We start from the raw sequence: 20,084 nt of genomic DNA, 5'->3' as shown, positions 1-20,084 counted from the left end.
AAACTATGTTAAACAGTCTATTACTGATTCTTTTTCTTATTGCCATCAGTGCATTTTTCTCGTTGTCCGAGATCTCGCTGGCGGCGTCTCGTAAAATTAAACTCAAACTGATGGCCGATGAGGGAAACCTCAACGCCGATCTGGTGCTCAAGTTTCAGGAAACGCCGGGCATCTTCTTTACCGTGATTCAAATTGGCGTCAATGCCGTCGCCATTCTGGCCGGTATCATCGGCGATGCGGCATTTTCTCCGACCTTTTCCATGCTATTTGAACGCTTCATGTCACCTGAAGCCGCAGATAAAGTTAGCTTCATCTGTTCATTCGTCCTTGTCACCAGCCTGTTCATCCTGTTTGGCGATCTCACCCCGAAACGCATTGGTATGATTGCGCCGGAAACCGTAGCGGTCCGCATAATCAACCCCATGCGCTTCTGTCTGTTCCTTTTCCGCCCGCTGGTCTGGATATTCAACGGCCTGGCTAACGTCATTTTCCGTCTGCTCAAACTGCCGATGGTACGTAAGGATGACATCACGTCCGATGATATTTATGCCGTGGTGGAAGCGGGTGCGCTGGCTGGTGTACTGCGTAAGCAGGAGCACGAACTCATCGAGAACGTGTTTGAACTGGAATCCCGCACCGTACCTTCCTCAATGACCTCGCGCGAAAGCGTGGTTTACTTCGATCTGCGCGAGCAGGAAGACAGCATTAAGGAAAAAATCGCCCAGCAGCCACATTCCAAGTTTCTGGTTTGCGATGGCACGATTGATCAGATCGTCGGCTACGTGGATTCCAAAGACCTGCTGATTCGGGTGCTGGGAAACCAAAGCCTGACGCTGAGCAGCGGCGTGCAGATTCGCCCGGCGCTGATCGTACCGGATACGCTGACGCTGTCTGAAGCGTTAGAAAGCTTTAAAACCGCGGGCGAAGATTTCGCGGTCATTCTGAACGAATACGCGCTGATCGTCGGCATCATCACCCTTAATGACGTCATGACCACGCTGATGGGCGATCTTGTCGGCCAGGGAATGGAAGAGCAGATTGTAGCGCGCGATGAAAATTCATGGCTGGTTGAAGGCGGTACGCCAATAGAAGACGTGATGCGGGCGTTGAATATTGATGACTTCCCGCACTCCGGTAACTACGAAACCATTGGCGGCTTCATGATGTATACGCTGCGGAAAATCCCCAAACGTACCGATGCAGTGCGCTTTTCAGGCTATAAGTTTGAAGTGGTGGACATCGATAGCTATAAGATCGATCAGCTGCTGGTCACCCGTCTGGAAGATCGCCCTATCGTCTCATCCAGCGCGCGGGCTGATAGCACGGACTAACCGTTATCAATCAGCAAGTGATATAGCTAACAAACCAGAACGGCCCGCTATGGGCCGTTTCTTTATCCTTCATCCCATCTCGGCCTGAAGCCGGATGACCTGGCGGTTCACTTCGGACATCACCAGAAGATGCTGCTTATCCTGTTTCTTTGGCAAGAGAATTTTGCCGTAGTCGAACTCAAAAGCACCAACCCCTTTTATGTACAGCCGCCCACGAAACAGGGTTTTCACATATTTGGCGACTTTCAAAGGGTTGTAACGTTCGAAGATCCTCATCGTTTTACTCTCCCGTTTTATTTTTCTACGCTCTCCCTGTCGCCAACATGGCTGAGGTTCTGGAGCGCTAATGAGATAACGGATACTGCTAATTAGTCCTGTAAAACGGCTTTTAGTTCCCCACTATTCAGTATTCTTAACTGCTTTTACAGATTTTTACAGAACAGTGTTTAAATAAACCCCTAGCCATCAGTATAAACCTTCAAAAATAAGGGTTTTGTGCACTCGGCCACAAAGCGTTTTAGCGCGGAGCAGGACAGACCAGTTTCCTGAATCTACGCTTATTCCATGGCCTGACATTTTCCATCGTTGACATTGCATCGGGCCACCCACACTGAAGGACATACCATGATAAAAATACGCCACCTGCTCCTCGCGCTCTTTATCACCCCCTTGTTGGGGTCTGTTGCACTCACGGCCTCAGCGCATACGCTACTACTCAACCAACTTGTTCCTCCCGTCGGCGTCGCAGACAAAGGAGAACTTCAGTACCTTAATAATCAGTTTAGTTATAAAAACTGGAACAGCGCGCAGTTGCCCGGAAAAGTGCGGGTGATACAACATATCGCTGGCCGCACCTCTGCCAAGGAGATGAACGATCCGCTCATCTCCGCCCTGAAGGCCGCTAACCTACCGCATGATTATTACCAAACGACGACAATCGTGAATACCGACGATGCCATCATCGGCACCAGCATGTTTGTGCGCAGTAACCTTGAGGACAACAAAAAAGCCTTCCCGTGGTCGCAGTTTATTGTCGACAGTAACGGGAACGTGCGGAAAACCTGGCAGCTCCAGCCGCAAAGTTCAGCTATCGCCGTGCTGGATAAACAAGGGAAAGTCCGTTTCGTGAAGGATGGCGCATTGAGCGGACAGGAAGTGCAGCAGGTGATGTCCCTGCTGCGCCAGTTGCTGGAAGAGAAATAGTATTCTAAAACAGGGAGACGCGAAAACCGGGGTTGAGGAAGGATTCACGCGGCGTATAGGACAGCGGTTGTCCCTGCCAATCGTGAATCTGCGCCCCGGCGGCCACCGCCACCGCATGGCCCGCTGCGGTATCCCAAATGTTAGTCGGCCCGAAACGGGGGTAAAGCTGCGCGTCGCCTTCTGCCACCAGACAGAATTTTAGCGATGAGCCAATCGCCACCGTCTGGTGCTCACCCAGTTGGTTGAGATAGTCCTTCAACTCGCTATCGGCATGAGAGCGGCTGACCACCACCAGCGGCGGATGCGCCTGCTTCACCGAAATTCGCCGACGCTGGCCGCTTTCTTCTTTCCAGGCTTTGCCTTCCGCTGCGGAATACATCACACCCGTGACCGGTACATAAACTACGCCCAGTACAGCCTGACCGTTCTCAATCAGCGCAATGTTTACCGTGAATTCACCGTTGCGGCTGAGAAACTCTTTAGTGCCGTCCAGCGGATCGACCAGCCAATAGCGCTGCCAGTGCCGACGGATTTCCCACGCTGGCGGATCTTCTTCTGACAGCAAAGGAATATCGGGGAACGCAGCGGCCAGCCCATCTTTAATCACCCGGTGCGCCGCAAGATCGGCGGCGGTTACTGGCGAATCATCTTTCTTGTGCGCGACATCCACCGGATGGTGCCCGTCATAAACCTGCATAATAGCAGCACCGGCATCGCGAGCCAGTTGGCAAATAGGTTCTAGCATGATCTACCTCGTCGTTATCGGTTACGCGACGATAGCGTAACGCAGACTTCATCTCTGTCATTCATTATACATCTGTGAGGCAATCTACGATTATTGCCATTATTGATGTCATCCTCAGAATTTAGAGACGATAATCACTTTAACTTCATCATGATATGAAAGACACCCCGATCGTCTCACGCGTCGACACTCACCGCACAAGGAGTTACGCAATGAAGCATTCACTGGCTCTCAGCCTGCTTGCTACGCTGGTCGCCACGACCGTTCATGCCGCCACCGTTGATTTACGGGTATTGGAAACCACCGATCTGCACAGCAATATGATGGACTTCGATTACTACAAGGATACGCCAACCGATAAATTTGGTCTGGTGCGTACCGCCAGCCTGATTCACGCCGCGCGCGAACAGGCCACCAACAGCGTGCTGGTCGATAATGGCGACCTAATTCAAGGCAGCCCGTTAGGCGACTACATGGCGGCGAAGGGGCTGAAAGCGGGCGATGTACACCCGGTTTATCAGGCGATGAACACGCTGGATTATTCCGTCGGCAATATCGGTAACCACGAATTCAACTATGGCTTGGACTACCTGCACAAGGCGCTGTCCGGCGCGAAATTTCCTTATGTAAACGCCAACGTGCTGGATGCAAAAACGGGTAAACCGCTGTTTACGCCTTACCACATTGAAAACAAGTCAGTCACGGATCGCGAAGGTAAGCAGCACACCCTGCGCATCGGCTATATTGGCTTCGTCCCGCCGCAGGTCATGGTGTGGGATAAAGCCAATCTGACCGGCAAAGTCACCGTCGAAGACATTACGGAGAGTGCCAAAAAATGGGTGCCTGAAATGCGTAAGCAAGGTGCCGATCTGGTGATTGTGATCCCTCACTCCGGCCTGTCTGCCGAGCCGTATAAAGCGATGGCGGAAAACTCCGTTTATTATCTCAGCCAAATCCCCGGCGTTGACGCGATCATGTTTGGCCATGCTCACGCCGTTTTCCCCAGCAATGACTTTGCCAACATCAAGGGCGCTGACATCAAACAGGGAACGCTCAACGGCGTACCTGCCGTAATGCCGGGGCAATGGGGTGACCACCTCGGCGTCGTTGATTTCACACTGAATAACGACAGCGGCACATGGAAGGTGGAAAAGGCGAAAGCGGAAGCCCGACCTATTTATGACAAAGCGCAGAAGAAATCACTGGCAGCGGAAGATGACAAGCTCGTAAAAGTGCTCTCCGATGCGCACAAGGACACGCGCGAATTCGTCAGCAAGCCGATCGGTAAATCCGCAGACAACATGTACAGCTACCTGTCGCTGGTTCAGGACGATCCGACCGTGCAGATCGTCAACAATGCCCAGCGCGCCTATGTCGAACACTTTATTCAGGGCGATCCCGATCTGGCCGATCTGCCCGTGCTGTCCGCCGCCGCCCCGTTTAAAGCCGGTGGACGTAAAAACGATCCGGCCAGCTATGTCGAAGTAGAAAAAGGCCAGCTCACTTTCCGTAACGCCGCCGATTTATATCTCTACCCAAATACGCTGGTGGTGGTGAAAGTCAACGGACAGCAGGTGCAGGAGTGGCTGGAATGCGCTGCGGGTCAGTTCAAACAAATCGATACGAGCAAGCGTGAACCGCAATCCCTACTCAACTGGGATGGCTTCCGCACCTATAACTTCGACGTGATCGATGGCGTCAATTATCAGATTGATGTGACGCAACCTGCCCGCTATGACAGCGAGTGCGCGTTAATCAACGAGAAATCACACCGTATCAAAGGGCTGACGTTTAACGGTAAACCGATCGATCCCAAAGCGACCTTCCTGATCGCCACGAATAACTATCGCGCTTATGGTGAGAAATTTGCCGGTACGGGTGAGAAATATGTGGCCTTTGCATCGCCGGATGAAAACCGCTCCGTGCTCGCGGCTTACATTAGTGCGGAAACGCAAAAGTCGGGAGAAGTGAAGCCACAGGCGGATAACAACTGGCGTCTGGCGCCTATCGTCAGCGATACGCCGCTGGATATCCGTTTTGAAACGTCACCGTCAGAGAAAGCCGCCGCGTTTATCAAAGAGAAAGCGCAGTACCCGATGACGTCCGTCGGGAATGATGACACGGGATTTGCAGTTTATCGTATTGACCTGCAACACGCGAAATAAACACTGACAGCCTTGTCAGGCTCCTGCTGCGGTGGGAGCCTGAATGCCCCGTGACTCAAACCAGATCATCTCCCATTTTTACTCCAGTATCATAATGTTACAGAGTAATGACACAGAGATAATCTTTTCTCGGTGTAAAGTAGGTTATCTACATACCGATACAACATAGAAAAAATGGGGACAATAATGTCAAAAAACGTCGTTATTTATCATTCCGGCTATGGCCACACACAACGTCTGGCACAATCCGTAGCAGAAGGCGCGCAAGCAGCGCTGATTGCGATTGATGCAGAAGGGAATATTACCGATGCAGAGTGGGAGCAACTCGCCGCTGCCGACGCGATCATTTTCGGTGCACCGACATACATGGGCGGCGTTCCCTGGCAGTTCAAGAAATTTGCAGATGCCAGCTCTAAAGTTTGGATGTCCCGCAGTTGGAGCAACAAAGTGTTTGGCGGCTTTACTAACAGTGCCAGCCTGAATGGGGACAAACAGGTTACGCTGATTTATCTGCAAACGCTGGCTTCACAGCACGGCGGGATTTGGGTCAGCCTGAACCAGTTGCCTTCCAATGCCAAAGCGGCAAAACGTGACGATCTGAACAACCTCGGTGGTTCCGTCGGCCTGTTGGCACAAACGCCTTCTGATGCCAGCGCAGATGAAGTCGTCGCCGGCGATCTGGCAACGGGTAAGCTGTATGGCCAGCGCATCGCAGACATCGCCGCAAAACTGGCAAACTAAACGCCCTTCGCTGACGAACATGCGCCGCCCTTTCGCGGCGCTTTTTTATTTAGCTAATCGCGGAACGACCCTCGCCCATTGCGGTAATAGCCATTTCCTCGCTCATGTCCACGCCTATCCCAATCACCGCGACGCGGGCCCCGCTCGTCAACATAGCGCGGAGGATCAAAACGGCGCTTCTCAAAATCACGTCTCTCGTGCTGGCTCTCACGCCACCAGCGAGCATCCCGCCAGCGCCAGCCATCCCAGTAGTAACCGTGCCGATTACGCTCACCACGATAGTAACCCCGGTGCTCCTGCCACCAACGCTCGCTGCGCCAGTCATAGCCATCCCAGTAGTTACCACGTCTGTCACGCTCGCCGATATTCAACGTGACGCCGGGCATCAGATCGATGCTGGCACCCTTAGCCTCTGGCGCGGGCATAACCGCAAACATTCCCACAAACAGGGCACTGATGACGAGTGGCTTAAACATAAGGGGTACTCCTTGCTCACCGCGACTGCGGCCTGACAGAGATATACGGGGAATTCCTCTGCATCACTATCAGATAAATGCGCATTTTCCTGACTTTACCGTTCTTAACGTTTCGCTAACGACAGCGCACGCTATTCATCAGCTAGCTACTAATTAATTCATTAATAAATTTAATACTAAAAACCCTCTCAAGCACGAATAAGTGCAGGATTAAGGATTAACCATAGGGAATAAATATTAGAAATATTCACCTTAGCGCCAATACTTAATTGCAGAATATCCGTCATTCATAGAGGAAACCGCGATGTTACCGTTGCGCAAGCCAGCCTCACCATCGAGAACGCAACGACGGAGATCGACAGGGTCATTGAACAAGTTAACGCAGAATCCCTCTTATCGCTCATTGAAGTGGTGTTGCCAAGAATGGATATTCCCGCGCTCTTACACACCATCACGCAGCCGCTTGAGACACGCAATACCGTGCAGTAGCACGGTATACTTTTACCGCCTACCTCGTAAGCGGTATATTCAACACATAAAGATGCATTTAAAATGCAATTTATAAACTGCATTTGTTGAGAGGCATCATCATGGCATATCGCGATCAATCCCTGGGTGAACTGGCTATCGCTATTCCGCGCGCCACCAAACTCTTTCGTGAACTCAATCTGGACTTCTGCTGCGGCGGAAAACAAACGCTAAGCCGTGCAGCTGGCAAAAAAGATCTCAATATCGATGAACTAGAAGCCCAATTAAATGAGCTGGCCGCACAGCCTTCTGATGCACGAGACTGGCGTGAAGCACCACTGGCTGACATTATCGCGTACATCATTCCTCGCTTTCACGATCGCCACCGTGAACAATTGCCGGAACTGATTCTGATGGCAGAAAAAGTCGAGCGCGTGCATCACGATAAAGCCGATTGCCCGCACGGCCTCGCAAACCAGCTGACCGCCATCTATAACGAGCTGTCCCAGCATATGATGAAAGAAGAGCGCATCTTGTTCCCAATGATTAGTCAGGGAATGGGGGCAAATGCTGCCGCACCGATTTCAGTGATGGAGCATGAGCACGATGACGCGGGACGTGATGTGGAAGTGGTCAAAGAGCTGACCAACGGCGTCGTGCCACCAGAAGGTGCCTGCAACACCTGGCGCGCACTGTACTCAGGTATCAACGAGTTCATTACCGATCTGATGGAACACATCCATCTGGAAAACAATTTGCTGTTCCCACGCGCGCTGCGCGGTGAGTAATGTCGTTTCAATAAAAAAAGAAAGTCAGTAGAAAAATAACAAAGGCGCTCAATGAGCGCCTTTTTTTGTCTGGAGATTACAGAATCTCCAACAGTTCCACTTCAAAAATCAGCGCGCTGAACGGCGGAATGGAAGCACCGGCACCACGTTCGCCATACGCCAGATTATGCGGGATATAAAGCTCCCACTTAGAACCGACTGGCATCAGCGTCAACGCCTCAATCCAACCAGGAATGACGCCGCTGACCGGGAACTCAGCAGGTTGACCACGCTCAACGGAGCTGTCGAACACGCTGCCGTCAATCAGGCGACCGGTGTAATGCACACGAACACGATCCTGACGAGCAGGAATCGCCCCTTCGCCCTGTGTTAACACGCGGAATTGCAGACCAGATTCCGTGCTATCCACGCCTTCTTTCTGCGCGTTTTCCGCCAGGAACTGTTGGCCTTCTACCGCCAGCACCTGTTGGCGATCGCGACGCACGGCATCAGCACGCTCATGAATTTCACGCAGCGCACGATGAACCACATCCACAGGCACCGCAGGCGCGTTACCTTCCAGCGCATCGCGTAGACCAGCAAGCAGGGCTTCTGGGATCAGACCTTCAAGCCCTGATTCCTGTAACTGTTGACCAACCTGTAAGCCGATGCCGTAACTTGCCTGCGCTTCGACGCTATCAAAAGAAGGAGTTGTCATGGATGTTCCTTTTAATCTGTAAAAAACTGAAAGCGCAGCATAACAGCGACAGGGATTGGGGTAAAATCCTGTGTGCAGGTAATCACGTTAACTGAACGCGAGCCAAGCCATTGCCGGAAGCTGGCCTATACTGGTGATTCTACTATTCCTAACACATCGGCTGCCTTGATCATCAACGTGTTAACTGGTCAGCTAAGGGAAATTATCGGTATACTGAACGCATTCTTATCCTGATACGGTTTTTATGCTGACGCAGCGTTATTGTTGGCATAGCGTGGTTAATGACATCATTTTTATCTGATGCGTTTTTTATATGACTGTTTTTATACTGAATTGTAGTAAGAGAGGTCACCATGGGCAGAATTGCGCCCAGGAAGCGGAAAACCACCTGGGATTATCAAACGCTAGTGCACTTCTGCCAGCGAATTATCCAGCGGCAGCCCTCAGATGCTGTAGCCGTAGAAAATGATGAGGCTAATGAAGAGCAGGAGCGTCTGTCTCCCCCTTCCCTGCGTGAACGTATGAGTGTCACGCTGCAAAAAATCTGGCATCTGCCCGACAGCTACCACTGGATGGAACCGTTGCCTCTCCTCCATCGTCGCTGGATTTTAATCGCTATCGCACTGCTGCTGGTCGTCTTGCTCTGGCCTTACAGCGCGCAACATCCGCAGCCTGCACGTAGCACACCCGTACCGCTTACTCAGGCGGATAATCAGGCCGCGATGCAGGCCGTGATTATTGAAAATCCGCCTTCCACGTCACAACAGCAACATGCGTCTACACCGCCACCGGCTCAGCAGTCAGCGCCGTGGCGGAACTATGAGATATCATCAGGGCAAACGCTGGCACAGCTCTTTCGTGATAACAATTTGCCCGTCAGCGATGTGTTCGCGATGGCGCAGGTGGAAGGCCGGGATAAGCCGCTCAGTAATTTGCGGGCGGGTCAGGCGGTCAAATTACAGCTGAATGCTCAAGGCATGGTGGCTGAGTTGGAAATCGAAACCACAGCAAACCAGACGATTAGGTTCACGCGCGGTGCGGACGGGGCGTTCACCCGCACACGCTAGTGGGCCAGCCGCTCCAATAGGACATTGCGCAGGACGAGAGCATGGTTGTGCTGCGCATCCTTACTGCCATAAAGCAGCGTAATGGTCTTCTTCTGCTCCAATAACGCCAACAGCCTGTTGCACGCCGTCCCCTGCGCTAACTCATTACGATAATAATCCACAAACTCCGCCCAACGTTCAGGTTCAGCGTGGAACCATTTTCGCAGCTCGCTGCTCGGCGCAATGTCTTTAAACCACTCAACCCCTTCCAGACGCGTTTTACTGATACCACGCGGCCACAGGCGGTCAATAAGAAAAGTGGGGGAAGAGAAAGGGGCGTGCGCGTCATACACGCGGATGAGGTGAATCAAATCGAACATACGGCCTCCTTTTTAGCGTCTCCTTTTTAGGGTAGTCAGGTAAGGATAGTCCATTTCCCAATCCCTAAAATGCAAAACGCTGGCACAAGGCCAGCGTTTCACATGTTAACTAAAGTGTTAATTCGACGATAAACGTGAATTATGCTTCAGCAACAACAACGACATTCAGCTCAGCAAATACATCGCTGTGTACCTGGAAGCTCACTTCGTGCTCACCCAGAGTACGCAGAACGCCGTTCGGCAGGCGAACTTCGCTCTTAGCAATGTCAACACCGGCAGCCGTTACCGCATCAGCGATATCGCGAGTACCGATGGAACCGAACAGTTTACCTTCGTCGCCTGCTTTAGACGCGATGGTAACGCTACCCAGTTCTTTGATCTTAGCGGCGCGAGCTTCAGCAGCAGCCAGAACGTCAGCCAGTTTGGCTTCCAGTTCAGCACGGCGTGCTTCGAAGAACTCAACGTTTTTCTTAGTTGCCGGCACAGCTTTGCCCTGCGGAACCAAGAAGTTACGAGCATAGCCCGCTTTAACGTTTACCTGATCACCCAGGCTGCCCAGGTTTGCTACTTTATCAAGCAGAATAACTTGCATTACTTTATCCTCTCAAAGTCTCGTTAATGGACAGTGGCCGATTACTGATGACGGTCAGTGTACGGCAACAAAGACAAGTAACGCGCACGCTTGATAGCGCGGGCCAGCTGACGCTGGTATTTTGCACGAGTACCGGTGATACGGCTCGGAACAATCTTGCCGCTTTCAGTGATATAGTTTTTCAGCGTAGCGATGTCTTTATAATCAATCTCTACAACGCCTTCCGCGGTGAAACGGCAGAATTTGCGACGACGGAAATAACGTGCCATGTGGCTAGTCTCCAGAATCTATCAATTCAATCTGCTCGGCATGTAACACTATCTTGCTCAGACCATTGCGCCCTTGATGGCAGCTAATGAATCCGTGCACGGTAAGTTGCGTGCCGACCGTTATACTGTGGGTAACTGCTTGTGACGAAAGTCCGCTGACAATCACGGGCATACGACACCATGCTTGCCGCTTCAATCCGGCTTCCTCTTGCGTCGAGCGGTGCTCAAGCACGAACTGACAGTGAGGAATACCTGACGGGCTGACCTTACGAATGGGCGTCTTGCACACGGTGCCAGACAACACCAGACGGTTCACCGTCACCACAACAATTACTCTTCAGAATCCCCTGCATCCACATCATCGCCAGCTTCAGCGAAATCTTCACGACGCTCACGGCGTTCGTCTTTCGCTTTCACCATTGGAGATGCTTCAGTTACCGCGTGCTTAACGCGCATAACCATGCTGCGGATAACGGCATCGTTAAAGCGGAAGTTTGTTTCCAGCTCATCGATCGCTTCCTGCGGCGCTTCAACGTTCAGCAGAACGTAGTGAGCTTTGTGCAGTTTGTTGATCGGGTAAGCCAGCTGACGGCGGCCCCAGTCTTCCAGACGGTGGATCGTGCCCTGCGCACCAGTGATGGTAGCAGTGTAGCGCTCGATCATGCCCGGAACCTGTTCGCTCTGGTCAGGATGAACCATAAATACGATTTCGTAATGACGCATCGAATTGCTCCTTACGGATTATTCAGCCTCCTGTCTGGGTCAACCGCGGCCCGTGGAGGCAAGGAACGTGTATGTGTGCGGCTGAAAAAATGACGCGTAAGTATAGTGCTCGACATTAAAGAACACAAGGAAGAAACACAGAAGTTTTCTACGCTGTGATATTTGCAGAATCAACGTGGAATGACAGTGTCCGCTGGAAGAAACCAGCCCCCGCCTGCAAGGCCGTCGGCGTAATGCGATGCGCCACACCGGGCTCAGTCAAATACGTCAAATTAGCCAGTTGATCACGCGCCTGTAATGCCTGATGGAGACGTGCGCTTTCCGCCGCAGGCACGACATCATCCGCCTCACCGTGCCACACCAACAGCGGCCGATTGGACAGCGCCTCCAGGCGCGTGGTGACATCGTAATCAGCGAGCTGGGTCGCTAACGCCAGTAACTCAGCCTGATTCTCTTCGCGATCGGCCGGAACCGGAGGAAATAGCGTTGAGGATAACGTGGAGAAGTAGCCGGAACCCATAAATGCCGCCACCGCCGTAATCCAAGGATAGCGAGCCATGCACCCCAGTGCGCTCATTCCGCCAAGTGACGCGCCGCAAACGCCAACCCGTTCCCCGTCGATCAGGCCACGTTGCCGGTATTCCGCGACATAATCAGGAAGTTCTTCGATGTTCGATTGCAGGATATCCCAAAAATGACGCAACCGCTGTGCTTCATCCCCGTCATAACGGGCACCGTGCATGGCGGCATCGGGTAGAATCACTCTGAATCCAGCCTGAGCCAGCGCATAGCCAAAATACGAATACACCTCTTTTGACGAGCAGTAACCGTGGAAGAAAAAAATCGTCGGTAGAGGCTGTTCCCTTCTTCCCGCAGGCACCGCATGAATCACATCTATACCGCTGCCGAGTTTATCCAGTGACATTTCAACCATATTTCCCTCGTATTCCGTTCTGTCAGCACACTTTTATGTAGCGAAATCGTATTTAGCAACAAGCTCACAACCTTTTACGATAAAACCCGCTCACAACACTCTTCCTATCTCAGTAATGTTATTAATTTCATGCTTATTTAAGCAGCGCATTTATGTAAATAAAAAAATTGCATTGATCAGGATCAATTACTGAAATGGATATTTACACTCCGTGATTAAATTTTTTTTATTTACTGCCGTTAACGCATGTGAAGTAAGACTAAAAAATAACCTTTTTTATTATAAGAGACACACATATGTTGGGACTTTCCTTTAAGCACTGGGGTTTGGGTATCAAGTTATCAATTATCGCCTCCCTAAGCGTGGCGATATTGTTCATTGCGTTCACCCTTACTCTGACCCGCTCCGCAGGCGATCAACTAAAATCGTTGACCCTCAATGATATGCAGAGCCAGGTGAATGGAGTCACCGACATGATCAACATGTACGATACCAGCCTACAAGCCGAGGTCAGCAACTATACACGGCTGCTGGCGAGCTTTCTGCCGACGCGGTTTTCACTGGATACCGTTAACCGTACCCCTTTCGGCAACACACCTCAGCCGACACTAAAGGCTGGCGATACGGTATTGAACCTCAACACCGAGGTGACGGATGACTTTCTGAGCCGCACTCACGCCATCTCAACAATTTTCGTCCGCGATGGAGAAGATTTTACGCGCATCACCACTTCACTGAAGAAAGAAGATGGATCGCGCGCAATGGGTACCAAACTCGATCGTGAAAGCCCGGCCTATGCACTTGTCATGAAAGGTGAAACCTACAGTGGGTTAGCAACCCTATTCGGCAAACAGTACATCACCCAGTATCAGCCGATACGCGATAGTGAAAACAAGGTCATCGGTATTCTGTTCGTCGGCGTCGATATCACGAAGCAATTTACCGAGATGCAACAAACTATTCTGAACAAGAAAATGGGTGAGACAGGCCATTTCTTTGTCCTTAGCTCGAAAAAAGGAAAGGATGCGGGTAACTATCTTTACCACCAAAGCAATGCCAACCAACGCCCTGACTGGTCAGAAGGTGCATTAGAGAAAGTACTGGCAACCGGTAATGGTACGATCGAATACGACAACAACACGATGACGGGCGAAGAAAAAACCCGGATCATGGTGTACCGCAGTATTCCACAGTGGAACTGGATTGTGGCTGGTACTATCAGCAAGGAAAGCCTGATGGCGGAGATTAACCGTACTCGAAACCTGTTTTTGGGCGGTGGCATTATTCTGGTTCTGCTCTTCGCTGCATTCTTTGTCGTGTTGACGCGCAAATGGCTGAGCCAGCCGCTGGTTGAAATCGTCAAAGTGGCAGAACAATTTTCTGCCGGTAACCTGACGGCCACGCTTTCCAGCAACCGGGGCGATGAAGTGGGTCGCCTGATCGATGCGATTAACGGCATCGGGCAGGGGTTAACGACTATCGTGTCGCAGGTAAGAAGCTCTTCTGAGGAAATCAGTGCCAGCACCGATGCGCTTGCCGCTGATAGCGAAAATATCAGCGAGCAGATTGCCCTTCAGGCCAGTAGCGTCGAAGAAACCTCTGCCAGCATGGAGCAACTCTCCGCCAGCGTGAAGCAGAATGCCGATAATGTCTCCGCCGCCAAAGATCTGGCAGAACAGAGCGCAGCGGCGGCACGCAACGGCAGCCAAACCGTCACCGACTCGGTTTCTACGATGAGTGATATCAAAAATTCATCGCAGCGGATCGCCGATATCACGACGGTGATCGAATCCATCGCTTTCCAGACCAATATTCTGGCACTTAATGCTGCCGTAGAAGCCGCTCGTGCGGGCGAGCACGGCAGAGGCTTCGCCGTGGTTGCGGCTGAAGTGCGCGCGCTGGCACAGCGCAGTTCTACTGCGGTGAAAGAGATCGAAAGCTTGATTGATGAGTCACTGGAGAAAATCGAAGCGGGCTACCATTTCTCAGAAAAAACGCAGGCGGTAATGGACGACTTGCGCAACCGCATCCTGCAAGTCAGCACCATCGTGAACGATATTGATATCGCCTCACGCGAGCAGTCCGCCGGTATCAGTCAGGTGAACATCGCGATTGTACAGATTGGTCAGGCAACACAAGAAAACGCCATTCTGGTCAACAACTCGGAAGACACCGCGCAGAGTCTGCGTCAGAAAGGCCACCACCTCAGCGAGTTGGTCAGCGTCTTCCGTATTTAAAAATCAGTAAGGTATCCGCTTTTGTGTCACTATTTTTATCCCGTCGCACAAAAGCGGAAAAAACCATAACGGCCATCGCAGGTATTGCGCGATGGTCGCCACTTGAGTATTATGCCGACGCTTTTTCACCCATTCCCCCACTGACAAAGGAGACGACATCATGACAACACTTACTCTGATTCTTTGCAGGACATCTCGGGACTAATTCCGCATTCTTTTCCGCGTTGCGTTATCCCCCCAGCTGTAGCCTGCCTTACCCTATTTTTAAATTGATCAGCAGGATGATCTATGGGCAATGCTATTCGCTCTATTTCGGCGCGCGTCAGTGTGATCGCGACGGAAAATACCTGGATTGAAGATAAAGCAATCCAACAGCTTCAAATTACCTCACAGCTTCCCGATATGGTACGCGTGGCCGGTATGCCAGATTTGCACCCAGGCCGTGGCTATCCCATTGGGGCGGCGTTTTTTTCACAACAGCGCTTCTACCCCGCTCTGGTCGGAAATGATATCGGCTGCGGCATGGCGCTATGGCGCACTAGCCTGAACGCTAACAAAATTTCGCTGGATAAGTTGGAAAAACGGCTTGGCAATATCGATGGGCCACTGGAAGACGAGATCGAAATTCCCCCATCGCTGGCGGATTTCCGCTATTCCCTTGGCACCATCGGCGGCGGTAACCACTTTGCAGAATTGCAGCAGCTTGATGAAATTTATCAGCCAGAGACGCTGCATGCTCTGCACATCGATCCTAAGCAGCTACTGCTGCTCGTGCATAGCGGCTCACGCGGATTAGGGCAAACCATACTGGAAGCCCACGTGCGAGAATTCGGCCATCAAGGGCTTGAAGCCAACACGCCAGCCGCTGCGGCCTATTTGGAACAGCATCAGTTCGCGTTGACATTTGCCACCCACAATCGGCGGCTGATCGCACAGCGCATGCTGGATCGCTGGCATACGGAAGGCACCGCCGCACTGGACGTGAACCACAATCTGGTGACATCGACGACGATTGAGGGCATTTCCGGCTGGCTGCACCGCAAAGGCGCGACGCCCGCCGACTGCGGCCCGGTTATCATTCCCGGATCGCGCGGCGACTACAGCTATATCGTGCAGCCTATACCTCACGTAGACAGCCTGTATTCGTTGGCACATGGCGCAGGCAGAAAGTGGATGCGCACGGAGTGTAAGGATCGACTGTCTTCACGGTATAGCGTCCAGCAACTGGCGCGTACTCGTTTCGGCAGCCGTGTGATTTGTCAGGATAGGCAGCTGATTTTTCAGGAAGCACCAGAAGCCTACAAACCGATAGACAGTGTGATCGGCGCGATGCAGCAGGCAGGATTAATTACGTTAATTGCTCGCCTGAAACCCGTACTCACCTACAAAACGCGCGGGGAGGATAAATGATATTGCTTCAACTCTCCGCTGCACAGGGACCGGACGAATGCATGCTGGCAACGGCAAAAGCATTGCAAGCACTAAAGCGAGATGCCGCACGGCAAGGCATCGACTGTGAAATCATCGAAACCGAAGCAGGAAAACGTTCCGGTACGCTACGTTCCGCACTGGTTCTGTTAAACGGTGAGCAGGCGGAACCATTGGCTGCCAGTTGGTGCGGTACGCTTCAATGGACATGCAATAGCCCCTGGCGTAAAGGTGGCGGACGCAAGAACTGGTTTATCGGCGTCGCACGCTTTCATCAGGAGCAGGCGTTTGCCGATAACGAGATCCGTTTTGAAACCACCAAATCCTCCGGACCCGGCGGACAGCATGTGAACAAAACCGAGTCTGCCGTTCGTGCCACTCATGTCGCCAGCGGTATCACCGTGAAGGTGCAGAGCGAACGCAGTCAGCACGCGAACAAGCGTCTGGCCTGTTATCTCATCGCCTATCGTCTGGAGACGCTACAGCAACAACAACACGCCGAACTACGCGCACAGCGGCGTCTGTTCCACCATCAGATAGAGCGCGGCAATCCGGTAAAAGTCTTCAAGGGCGAAGATTTTACGCTGGTTGCTTCTCACTAACCTCAACTGACGGGCAGGCATCGATTTCCTGCCCGTGATTTTCCCCTCGCTAAAGAGTGCTATCAGTGCGATGAGAGAGTTTCCGTATCATCACGCAATGGCGAATCAGTACGACATACACGCCGCGTTCAGAATCCCACCGCTGAGCGAAGCGGCACAGAGAAAAGCACCGGACGCAATATCGTTATTCTGGATATGTTGGCTGAGACGCGGCATATACAGGCGCACCGCGAAATAAATCAACAGTTGCACCACCAGCGCGACCACACCCCAAGTGATGTAATCCACCAGGCTCACCGAATTAATCGCCGCACTGGAAAGTGGAATCACGTAACCAATCAACGCCCCACCAAATCCAATCGCGGCCGTACCGTTGTTCTCTTTAATCAGCGCCCATTCATCATGCGGCGTAACACGGGTGTAAATAAACAAAAAGGCCAGCACCATGGCAAACCCGATAAAGAAATAGGATGCGAAAGCGAGTAGCGACGTAACAATAGGCATAGCAGTATTCCTTTCAAATGAGACACGTTGACGCGCCAGCAAAGATAAGAGGAAGCATGAAGAATATAGATGATTCTTGCATAGCAAAGCGTTTATACATGACTTTACGTGATAAGCAATGCAGAAATCCCCTGCACGGCGCTTTATCCCCCTGATCATTGTATCCGCACGAATATCCTCACATTGTTTGAGAAAAGGAATAAGTATTGCGCCTGAAATGCCGATAACAGATGAGGCATTTTTTATCAGTGATATAGGAGCCTGTTCTACTTTCATCACCTGCCCTTTTTACACAACACACAACGACAACTAATCCGTTATTGGCCTGCTATGACGGTAATAATTAATGAACAAAAGGAAGAAGTTTATGCTGCGCTGGATGTCATTTCAAAACCTGTCAGTAACACGCAAGTTATTGGTAGGGTTTGGTTTATTGCTCATCATGGGAGTCATTCTTTCCATGGTCGGCTTTTATGGATTATACAATAGCGACCAATCGTTAAAGCGCATCAGCCGCTTGGGTGCCATTTATGACAAGACCGTGGTCGCCCGAGAAGGTAACTTTGGTTATGCGCTGGAACGTAAGGCACAGTATCTGGAACAGCATGACGGCGCTATCGATAATATCAGCGGAGAGCTATCAGCACTGCTGAAGGAAATTGATACAGGACACTGGCCAGCAGAAGATAAAAGCGCCATTCAGGATATCAGCACGTCACTCAATGCCTACCTGGCTCAGCGCCAGCAGGTCATGAGCCCGGATGTCAGCCAACAGCGGCTCAGTGAATTGAACGATCAGATGGCGCTGTTGCAGGAAAATATCAATAAGCTTTACTTCACGGAAGAGAGCCGCGCTGGCCGTAACGTCATCAGCAGCGATATCCAACTGGGTGTGATTACGCTGATTGCCATCATACTCGGTCTGACAACCGCGATTGTTATCTCACGGCAGATCGTTCGCCCACTACACCAGGCGCTACACGCCACCCGCGCGATTGCAGAAGGCGATCTCACGGTACAACTTCACAATGAACGTCGTGATGAATTAGGCCAGCTGATTTCGGCTATGGGGCAGATGAACAACAATCTGCACAGCATGATTGATAAAATTCGCCTCAGTGCGAATCAAATTTCCTCTGCCGCTGGGGAAATTACCGCTGGCAATATCGATCTCTCGTCTCGTACAACGCAACAAGCCGCCGCGCTGGAAGAAACCGCCGCCAGCATGGAACAGCTGACGTCAACGGTAAAACAAAATGCCGATAACGCCCATCAAGCCAACCGGCTGGTTATGGATGCCTCTGATACCGCGAATCAGGGGGGAGAGCAGGTCTCTAAAGCTGTTAATACCATGCACGGTATCGCACAGAGCTCTCACCGTATTGCTGAAATCACCTCAATGATTAACAGCATCGCGTTCCAGACTAACATCCTGGCGCTCAATGCGGCAGTAGAGGCTGCGCGAGCCGGTGAACAAGGTCGTGGTTTTGCCGTCGTCGCCAGCGAGGTGCGCAATCTGGCACAACGCAGCGCGCAGGCCGCCAAAGAGATCGATACGCTCATTGGCGAGTCGGTTTCACAGATTAATAACGGTGCGGCACTCGTTAACAGCGCAGGGAAAACGATGGAGGGGATTGTACAGTCCGTGACACAGGTCCACGCCATCATGAAAGACATTACTACCGCCTCGGACGAGCAGCACCGCGGTATTTCTCAGGTCGGTCAGGCAATCATAGAAATGGATCAGAACACGCAGCAAAATACCGTGCTGGTCGAGCAATCCTCTTCTGCCGCTCACTCGCTGGAGCAACAGGCGATCGTACTTTCTGATGCCGTTTCCGTCTTCCGGCTTTTACATCCTTCACAGCAAGACCTTCGCAGGCTGGCAAACTCTGCGGCGTAGCCCCAACGACAGAGAGGTGCCTTATGGCACCTCTCTGTTATCAGATACGACGCTAATCACGCGCGCTGGCGAACGGCTTCAAACAGACACACGCCAGTGGCAACGGACACGTTCAGTGAAGACACGCTGCCCGCCATCGGAATACTGATCAACTCATCGCAATGTTCACGAGTCAGACGACGCATCCCTTCCCCTTCCGCGCCCATCACCAGCGCCAACGGCCCGGTCAGTTTGCTTTGGTACAACGTATGATCCGCTTCACCTGCCGTGCCGACGATCCAGATATTGCGCTCTTGCAGCAGGCGCATCGTGCGAGCCAGATTGGTCACGCTGATAACTGGCACGGTTTCCGCCGCACCACAGGCTACCTTCTTCACTGTCGCGTTCAACTGTGCCGAACGATCGCGGGGCACAATCACCGCATGCACGCCAGCACCATCGGCATTACGCAGGCACGCCCCCAGATTGTGTGGATCGGTCACGCCGTCCAGTATTAGCAGGAAAGGGGTTTCCAGATTGTCTAACATCGCAGGCAGATCGTTTTCCTGATACTTCCGCCCTTCTTTGACCTTCGCTACGATCCCCTGATGCACCGCGTCGTCGGCCTGCTTATCCAGCCACTGCCGATTCGCCACTTGAATGACGATGCCCTGCGCTTCCAGCTCGGCAATCACGGGTTGAAGGCGACGATCGTCGCGCCCTTTCAGAACAAAGACTTCCAGAAAACGCTGTGGGTCGCGCTCAAGCAGTGCCTTAACCGCATGAATACCGTAAATAATTTCGCTCATTAATACTCTTCAAATTAACCATAACAGGCAGAACCTGTTCATTAGAGATAGAGGTTTACCCTGC

General features: G+C 51.9%; 22 protein-coding genes. 10 read left to right on the top strand and 12 right to left on the bottom strand.

Going from position 1 to position 20,084, the window contains the following annotated elements; all coding sequences use genetic code 11:
• The first annotated feature begins 5 nt into the window (after positions 1-5).
• Complete coding sequence (gene paeA, locus EDI29_RS13310) at positions 6-1,331, top strand: polyamine export protein PaeA (protein ID WP_137741265.1); 1,326 nt, start codon at positions 6-8, stop codon at positions 1,329-1,331.
• 69 nt (positions 1,332-1,400) lie between these two features.
• Here the strand turns inward: paeA and EDI29_RS13305 are convergent, their stop codons facing one another.
• Positions 1,401-1,607 (bottom strand): DUF1107 domain-containing protein, encoded by a 207-nt coding sequence (locus EDI29_RS13305; protein ID WP_005974755.1) that lies wholly within the window; start codon positions 1,605-1,607, stop codon positions 1,401-1,403.
• 348 nt (positions 1,608-1,955) lie between these two features.
• Here EDI29_RS13305 and EDI29_RS13300 point away from each other — a divergent pair, with 348 nt between their 5' ends.
• Positions 1,956-2,534, top strand: a complete 579-nt coding sequence (locus EDI29_RS13300) for a YtfJ family protein (RefSeq protein WP_137741264.1) — start codon at positions 1,956-1,958, stop codon at positions 2,532-2,534.
• A 4-nt stretch (positions 2,535-2,538) separates the two neighbouring features.
• Here the strand turns inward: EDI29_RS13300 and cysQ are convergent, their stop codons facing one another.
• Positions 2,539-3,279, bottom strand: coding sequence for a 3'(2'),5'-bisphosphate nucleotidase CysQ (gene cysQ / locus EDI29_RS13295; RefSeq protein WP_137741263.1), 741 nt, complete (start codon positions 3,277-3,279; stop codon positions 2,539-2,541).
• Positions 3,280-3,491: 212 nt separating this feature from the next.
• On the opposite strand from cysQ, the gene EDI29_RS13290 reads away from it, so the two are divergent.
• On the top strand, positions 3,492-5,444 hold the full coding sequence (locus tag EDI29_RS13290) for a bifunctional 2',3'-cyclic-nucleotide 2'-phosphodiesterase/3'-nucleotidase (protein ID WP_137741262.1): 1,953 nt from the start codon (positions 3,492-3,494) through the stop codon (positions 5,442-5,444).
• Between the two features lie 186 nt (positions 5,445-5,630).
• Positions 5,631-6,185: a flavodoxin family protein gene (locus tag EDI29_RS13285; RefSeq protein ID WP_014701235.1), complete on the top strand. Its 555-nt coding sequence runs from the start codon at positions 5,631-5,633 to the stop codon at positions 6,183-6,185.
• A 53-nt stretch (positions 6,186-6,238) separates the two neighbouring features.
• On the opposite strand, the gene EDI29_RS13280 is transcribed toward EDI29_RS13285, so the two are convergent.
• Positions 6,239-6,661 (bottom strand): DUF2502 domain-containing protein, encoded by a 423-nt coding sequence (locus EDI29_RS13280; protein WP_137741261.1) that lies wholly within the window; start codon positions 6,659-6,661, stop codon positions 6,239-6,241.
• Positions 6,662-7,251: 590 nt separating this feature from the next.
• Between EDI29_RS13280 and ytfE the strand changes: the two genes are divergently transcribed.
• Complete coding sequence (ytfE, locus tag EDI29_RS13275; RefSeq protein ID WP_137741260.1) at positions 7,252-7,917, top strand: iron-sulfur cluster repair protein YtfE; 666 nt, start codon at positions 7,252-7,254, stop codon at positions 7,915-7,917.
• A gap of 76 nt (positions 7,918-7,993) precedes the next feature.
• Here ytfE and fklB read toward each other — a convergent pair whose 3' ends face one another.
• Positions 7,994-8,614: a BamJ family beta-barrel-assembly machinery protein gene (gene fklB, locus EDI29_RS13270; protein WP_005974772.1), complete on the bottom strand. Its 621-nt coding sequence runs from the start codon at positions 8,612-8,614 to the stop codon at positions 7,994-7,996.
• Positions 8,615-8,967: 353 nt separating this feature from the next.
• Here fklB and EDI29_RS13265 point away from each other — a divergent pair, with 353 nt between their 5' ends.
• Positions 8,968-9,681 (top strand): LysM-like peptidoglycan-binding domain-containing protein, encoded by a 714-nt coding sequence (locus EDI29_RS13265; protein ID WP_137741259.1) that lies wholly within the window; start codon positions 8,968-8,970, stop codon positions 9,679-9,681.
• Here the strand turns inward: EDI29_RS13265 and EDI29_RS13260 are convergent.
• The 6 genes from EDI29_RS13260 to yjfP all read right to left on the bottom strand — a co-directional run bounded on the left by EDI29_RS13260 (position 9,678) and on the right by yjfP (position 12,558).
• Positions 9,678-10,040 (bottom strand): DUF488 domain-containing protein, encoded by a 363-nt coding sequence (locus EDI29_RS13260; RefSeq protein ID WP_137741258.1) that lies wholly within the window; start codon positions 10,038-10,040, stop codon positions 9,678-9,680. The two genes, EDI29_RS13265 and EDI29_RS13260, sit on opposite strands and share 4 nt — an antisense overlap.
• Before the next feature lie 139 nt (positions 10,041-10,179).
• A complete protein-coding gene (gene rplI / locus EDI29_RS13255; RefSeq protein WP_010279043.1) occupies positions 10,180-10,632 on the bottom strand; it encodes a 50S ribosomal protein L9 in 453 nt (150 codons plus the stop codon).
• 41 nt (positions 10,633-10,673) lie between these two features.
• Positions 10,674-10,901: a 30S ribosomal protein S18 gene (rpsR, locus tag EDI29_RS13250; protein WP_005974788.1), complete on the bottom strand. Its 228-nt coding sequence runs from the start codon at positions 10,899-10,901 to the stop codon at positions 10,674-10,676.
• Positions 10,902-10,905: 4 nt separating this feature from the next.
• A complete protein-coding gene (gene priB / locus EDI29_RS13245) occupies positions 10,906-11,226 on the bottom strand; it encodes a primosomal replication protein N (RefSeq protein ID WP_107170004.1) in 321 nt (106 codons plus the stop codon).
• 5 nt (positions 11,227-11,231) lie between these two features.
• The gene (gene rpsF, locus EDI29_RS13240) at positions 11,232-11,624 is read right to left on the bottom strand and encodes a 30S ribosomal protein S6 (RefSeq protein ID WP_005974793.1); all 393 of its coding nucleotides are present in this window, start codon (positions 11,622-11,624) and stop codon (positions 11,232-11,234) included.
• Between the two features lie 148 nt (positions 11,625-11,772).
• Positions 11,773-12,558, bottom strand: a complete 786-nt coding sequence (yjfP, locus tag EDI29_RS13235; protein WP_137741257.1) for an esterase — start codon at positions 12,556-12,558, stop codon at positions 11,773-11,775.
• Positions 12,559-12,854: 296 nt separating this feature from the next.
• Here yjfP and EDI29_RS13230 point away from each other — a divergent pair, with 296 nt between their 5' ends.
• The 3 genes from EDI29_RS13230 to prfH all read left to right on the top strand — a co-directional run bounded on the left by EDI29_RS13230 (position 12,855) and on the right by prfH (position 16,825).
• Positions 12,855-14,795, top strand: coding sequence for a methyl-accepting chemotaxis protein (locus EDI29_RS13230; RefSeq protein ID WP_137741256.1), 1,941 nt, complete (start codon positions 12,855-12,857; stop codon positions 14,793-14,795).
• Between the two features lie 288 nt (positions 14,796-15,083).
• On the top strand, positions 15,084-16,205 hold the full coding sequence (locus tag EDI29_RS13225) for an RNA ligase RtcB family protein (RefSeq protein WP_137741255.1): 1,122 nt from the start codon (positions 15,084-15,086) through the stop codon (positions 16,203-16,205).
• Positions 16,202-16,825, top strand: coding sequence for a peptide chain release factor H (gene prfH / locus EDI29_RS13220; RefSeq protein WP_137741254.1), 624 nt, complete (start codon positions 16,202-16,204; stop codon positions 16,823-16,825). Before EDI29_RS13225 ends, prfH begins: the two co-directional genes overlap by 4 nt.
• Before the next feature lie 105 nt (positions 16,826-16,930).
• Here the strand turns inward: prfH and EDI29_RS13215 are convergent, their stop codons facing one another.
• Positions 16,931-17,329, bottom strand: coding sequence for a DUF350 domain-containing protein (locus EDI29_RS13215; protein ID WP_137741253.1), 399 nt, complete (start codon positions 17,327-17,329; stop codon positions 16,931-16,933).
• A 367-nt stretch (positions 17,330-17,696) separates the two neighbouring features.
• On the opposite strand from EDI29_RS13215, the gene EDI29_RS13210 reads away from it, so the two are divergent.
• Positions 17,697-19,232 carry a methyl-accepting chemotaxis protein gene (locus EDI29_RS13210; protein WP_137741252.1) on the top strand — a complete coding sequence of 512 codons (1,536 nt, stop codon included), beginning with the start codon at positions 17,697-17,699 and terminating at the stop codon, positions 19,230-19,232.
• A 56-nt stretch (positions 19,233-19,288) separates the two neighbouring features.
• Here the strand turns inward: EDI29_RS13210 and rlmB are convergent, their stop codons facing one another.
• Positions 19,289-20,020, bottom strand: coding sequence for a 23S rRNA (guanosine(2251)-2'-O)-methyltransferase RlmB (gene rlmB / locus EDI29_RS13205; protein WP_010279080.1), 732 nt, complete (start codon positions 20,018-20,020; stop codon positions 19,289-19,291).
• Positions 20,021-20,084: the final 64 nt, after the last annotated feature.

Source organism: Pectobacterium polonicum, assembly GCF_005497185.1.
GTDB classification, from domain to species: Bacteria; Pseudomonadota; Gammaproteobacteria; order Enterobacterales; family Enterobacteriaceae; genus Pectobacterium; species Pectobacterium polonicum.
The sequence above is the reverse complement of the archived record's forward strand: the minus strand, read 5'-3'. Positions and strand labels throughout refer to the sequence as shown.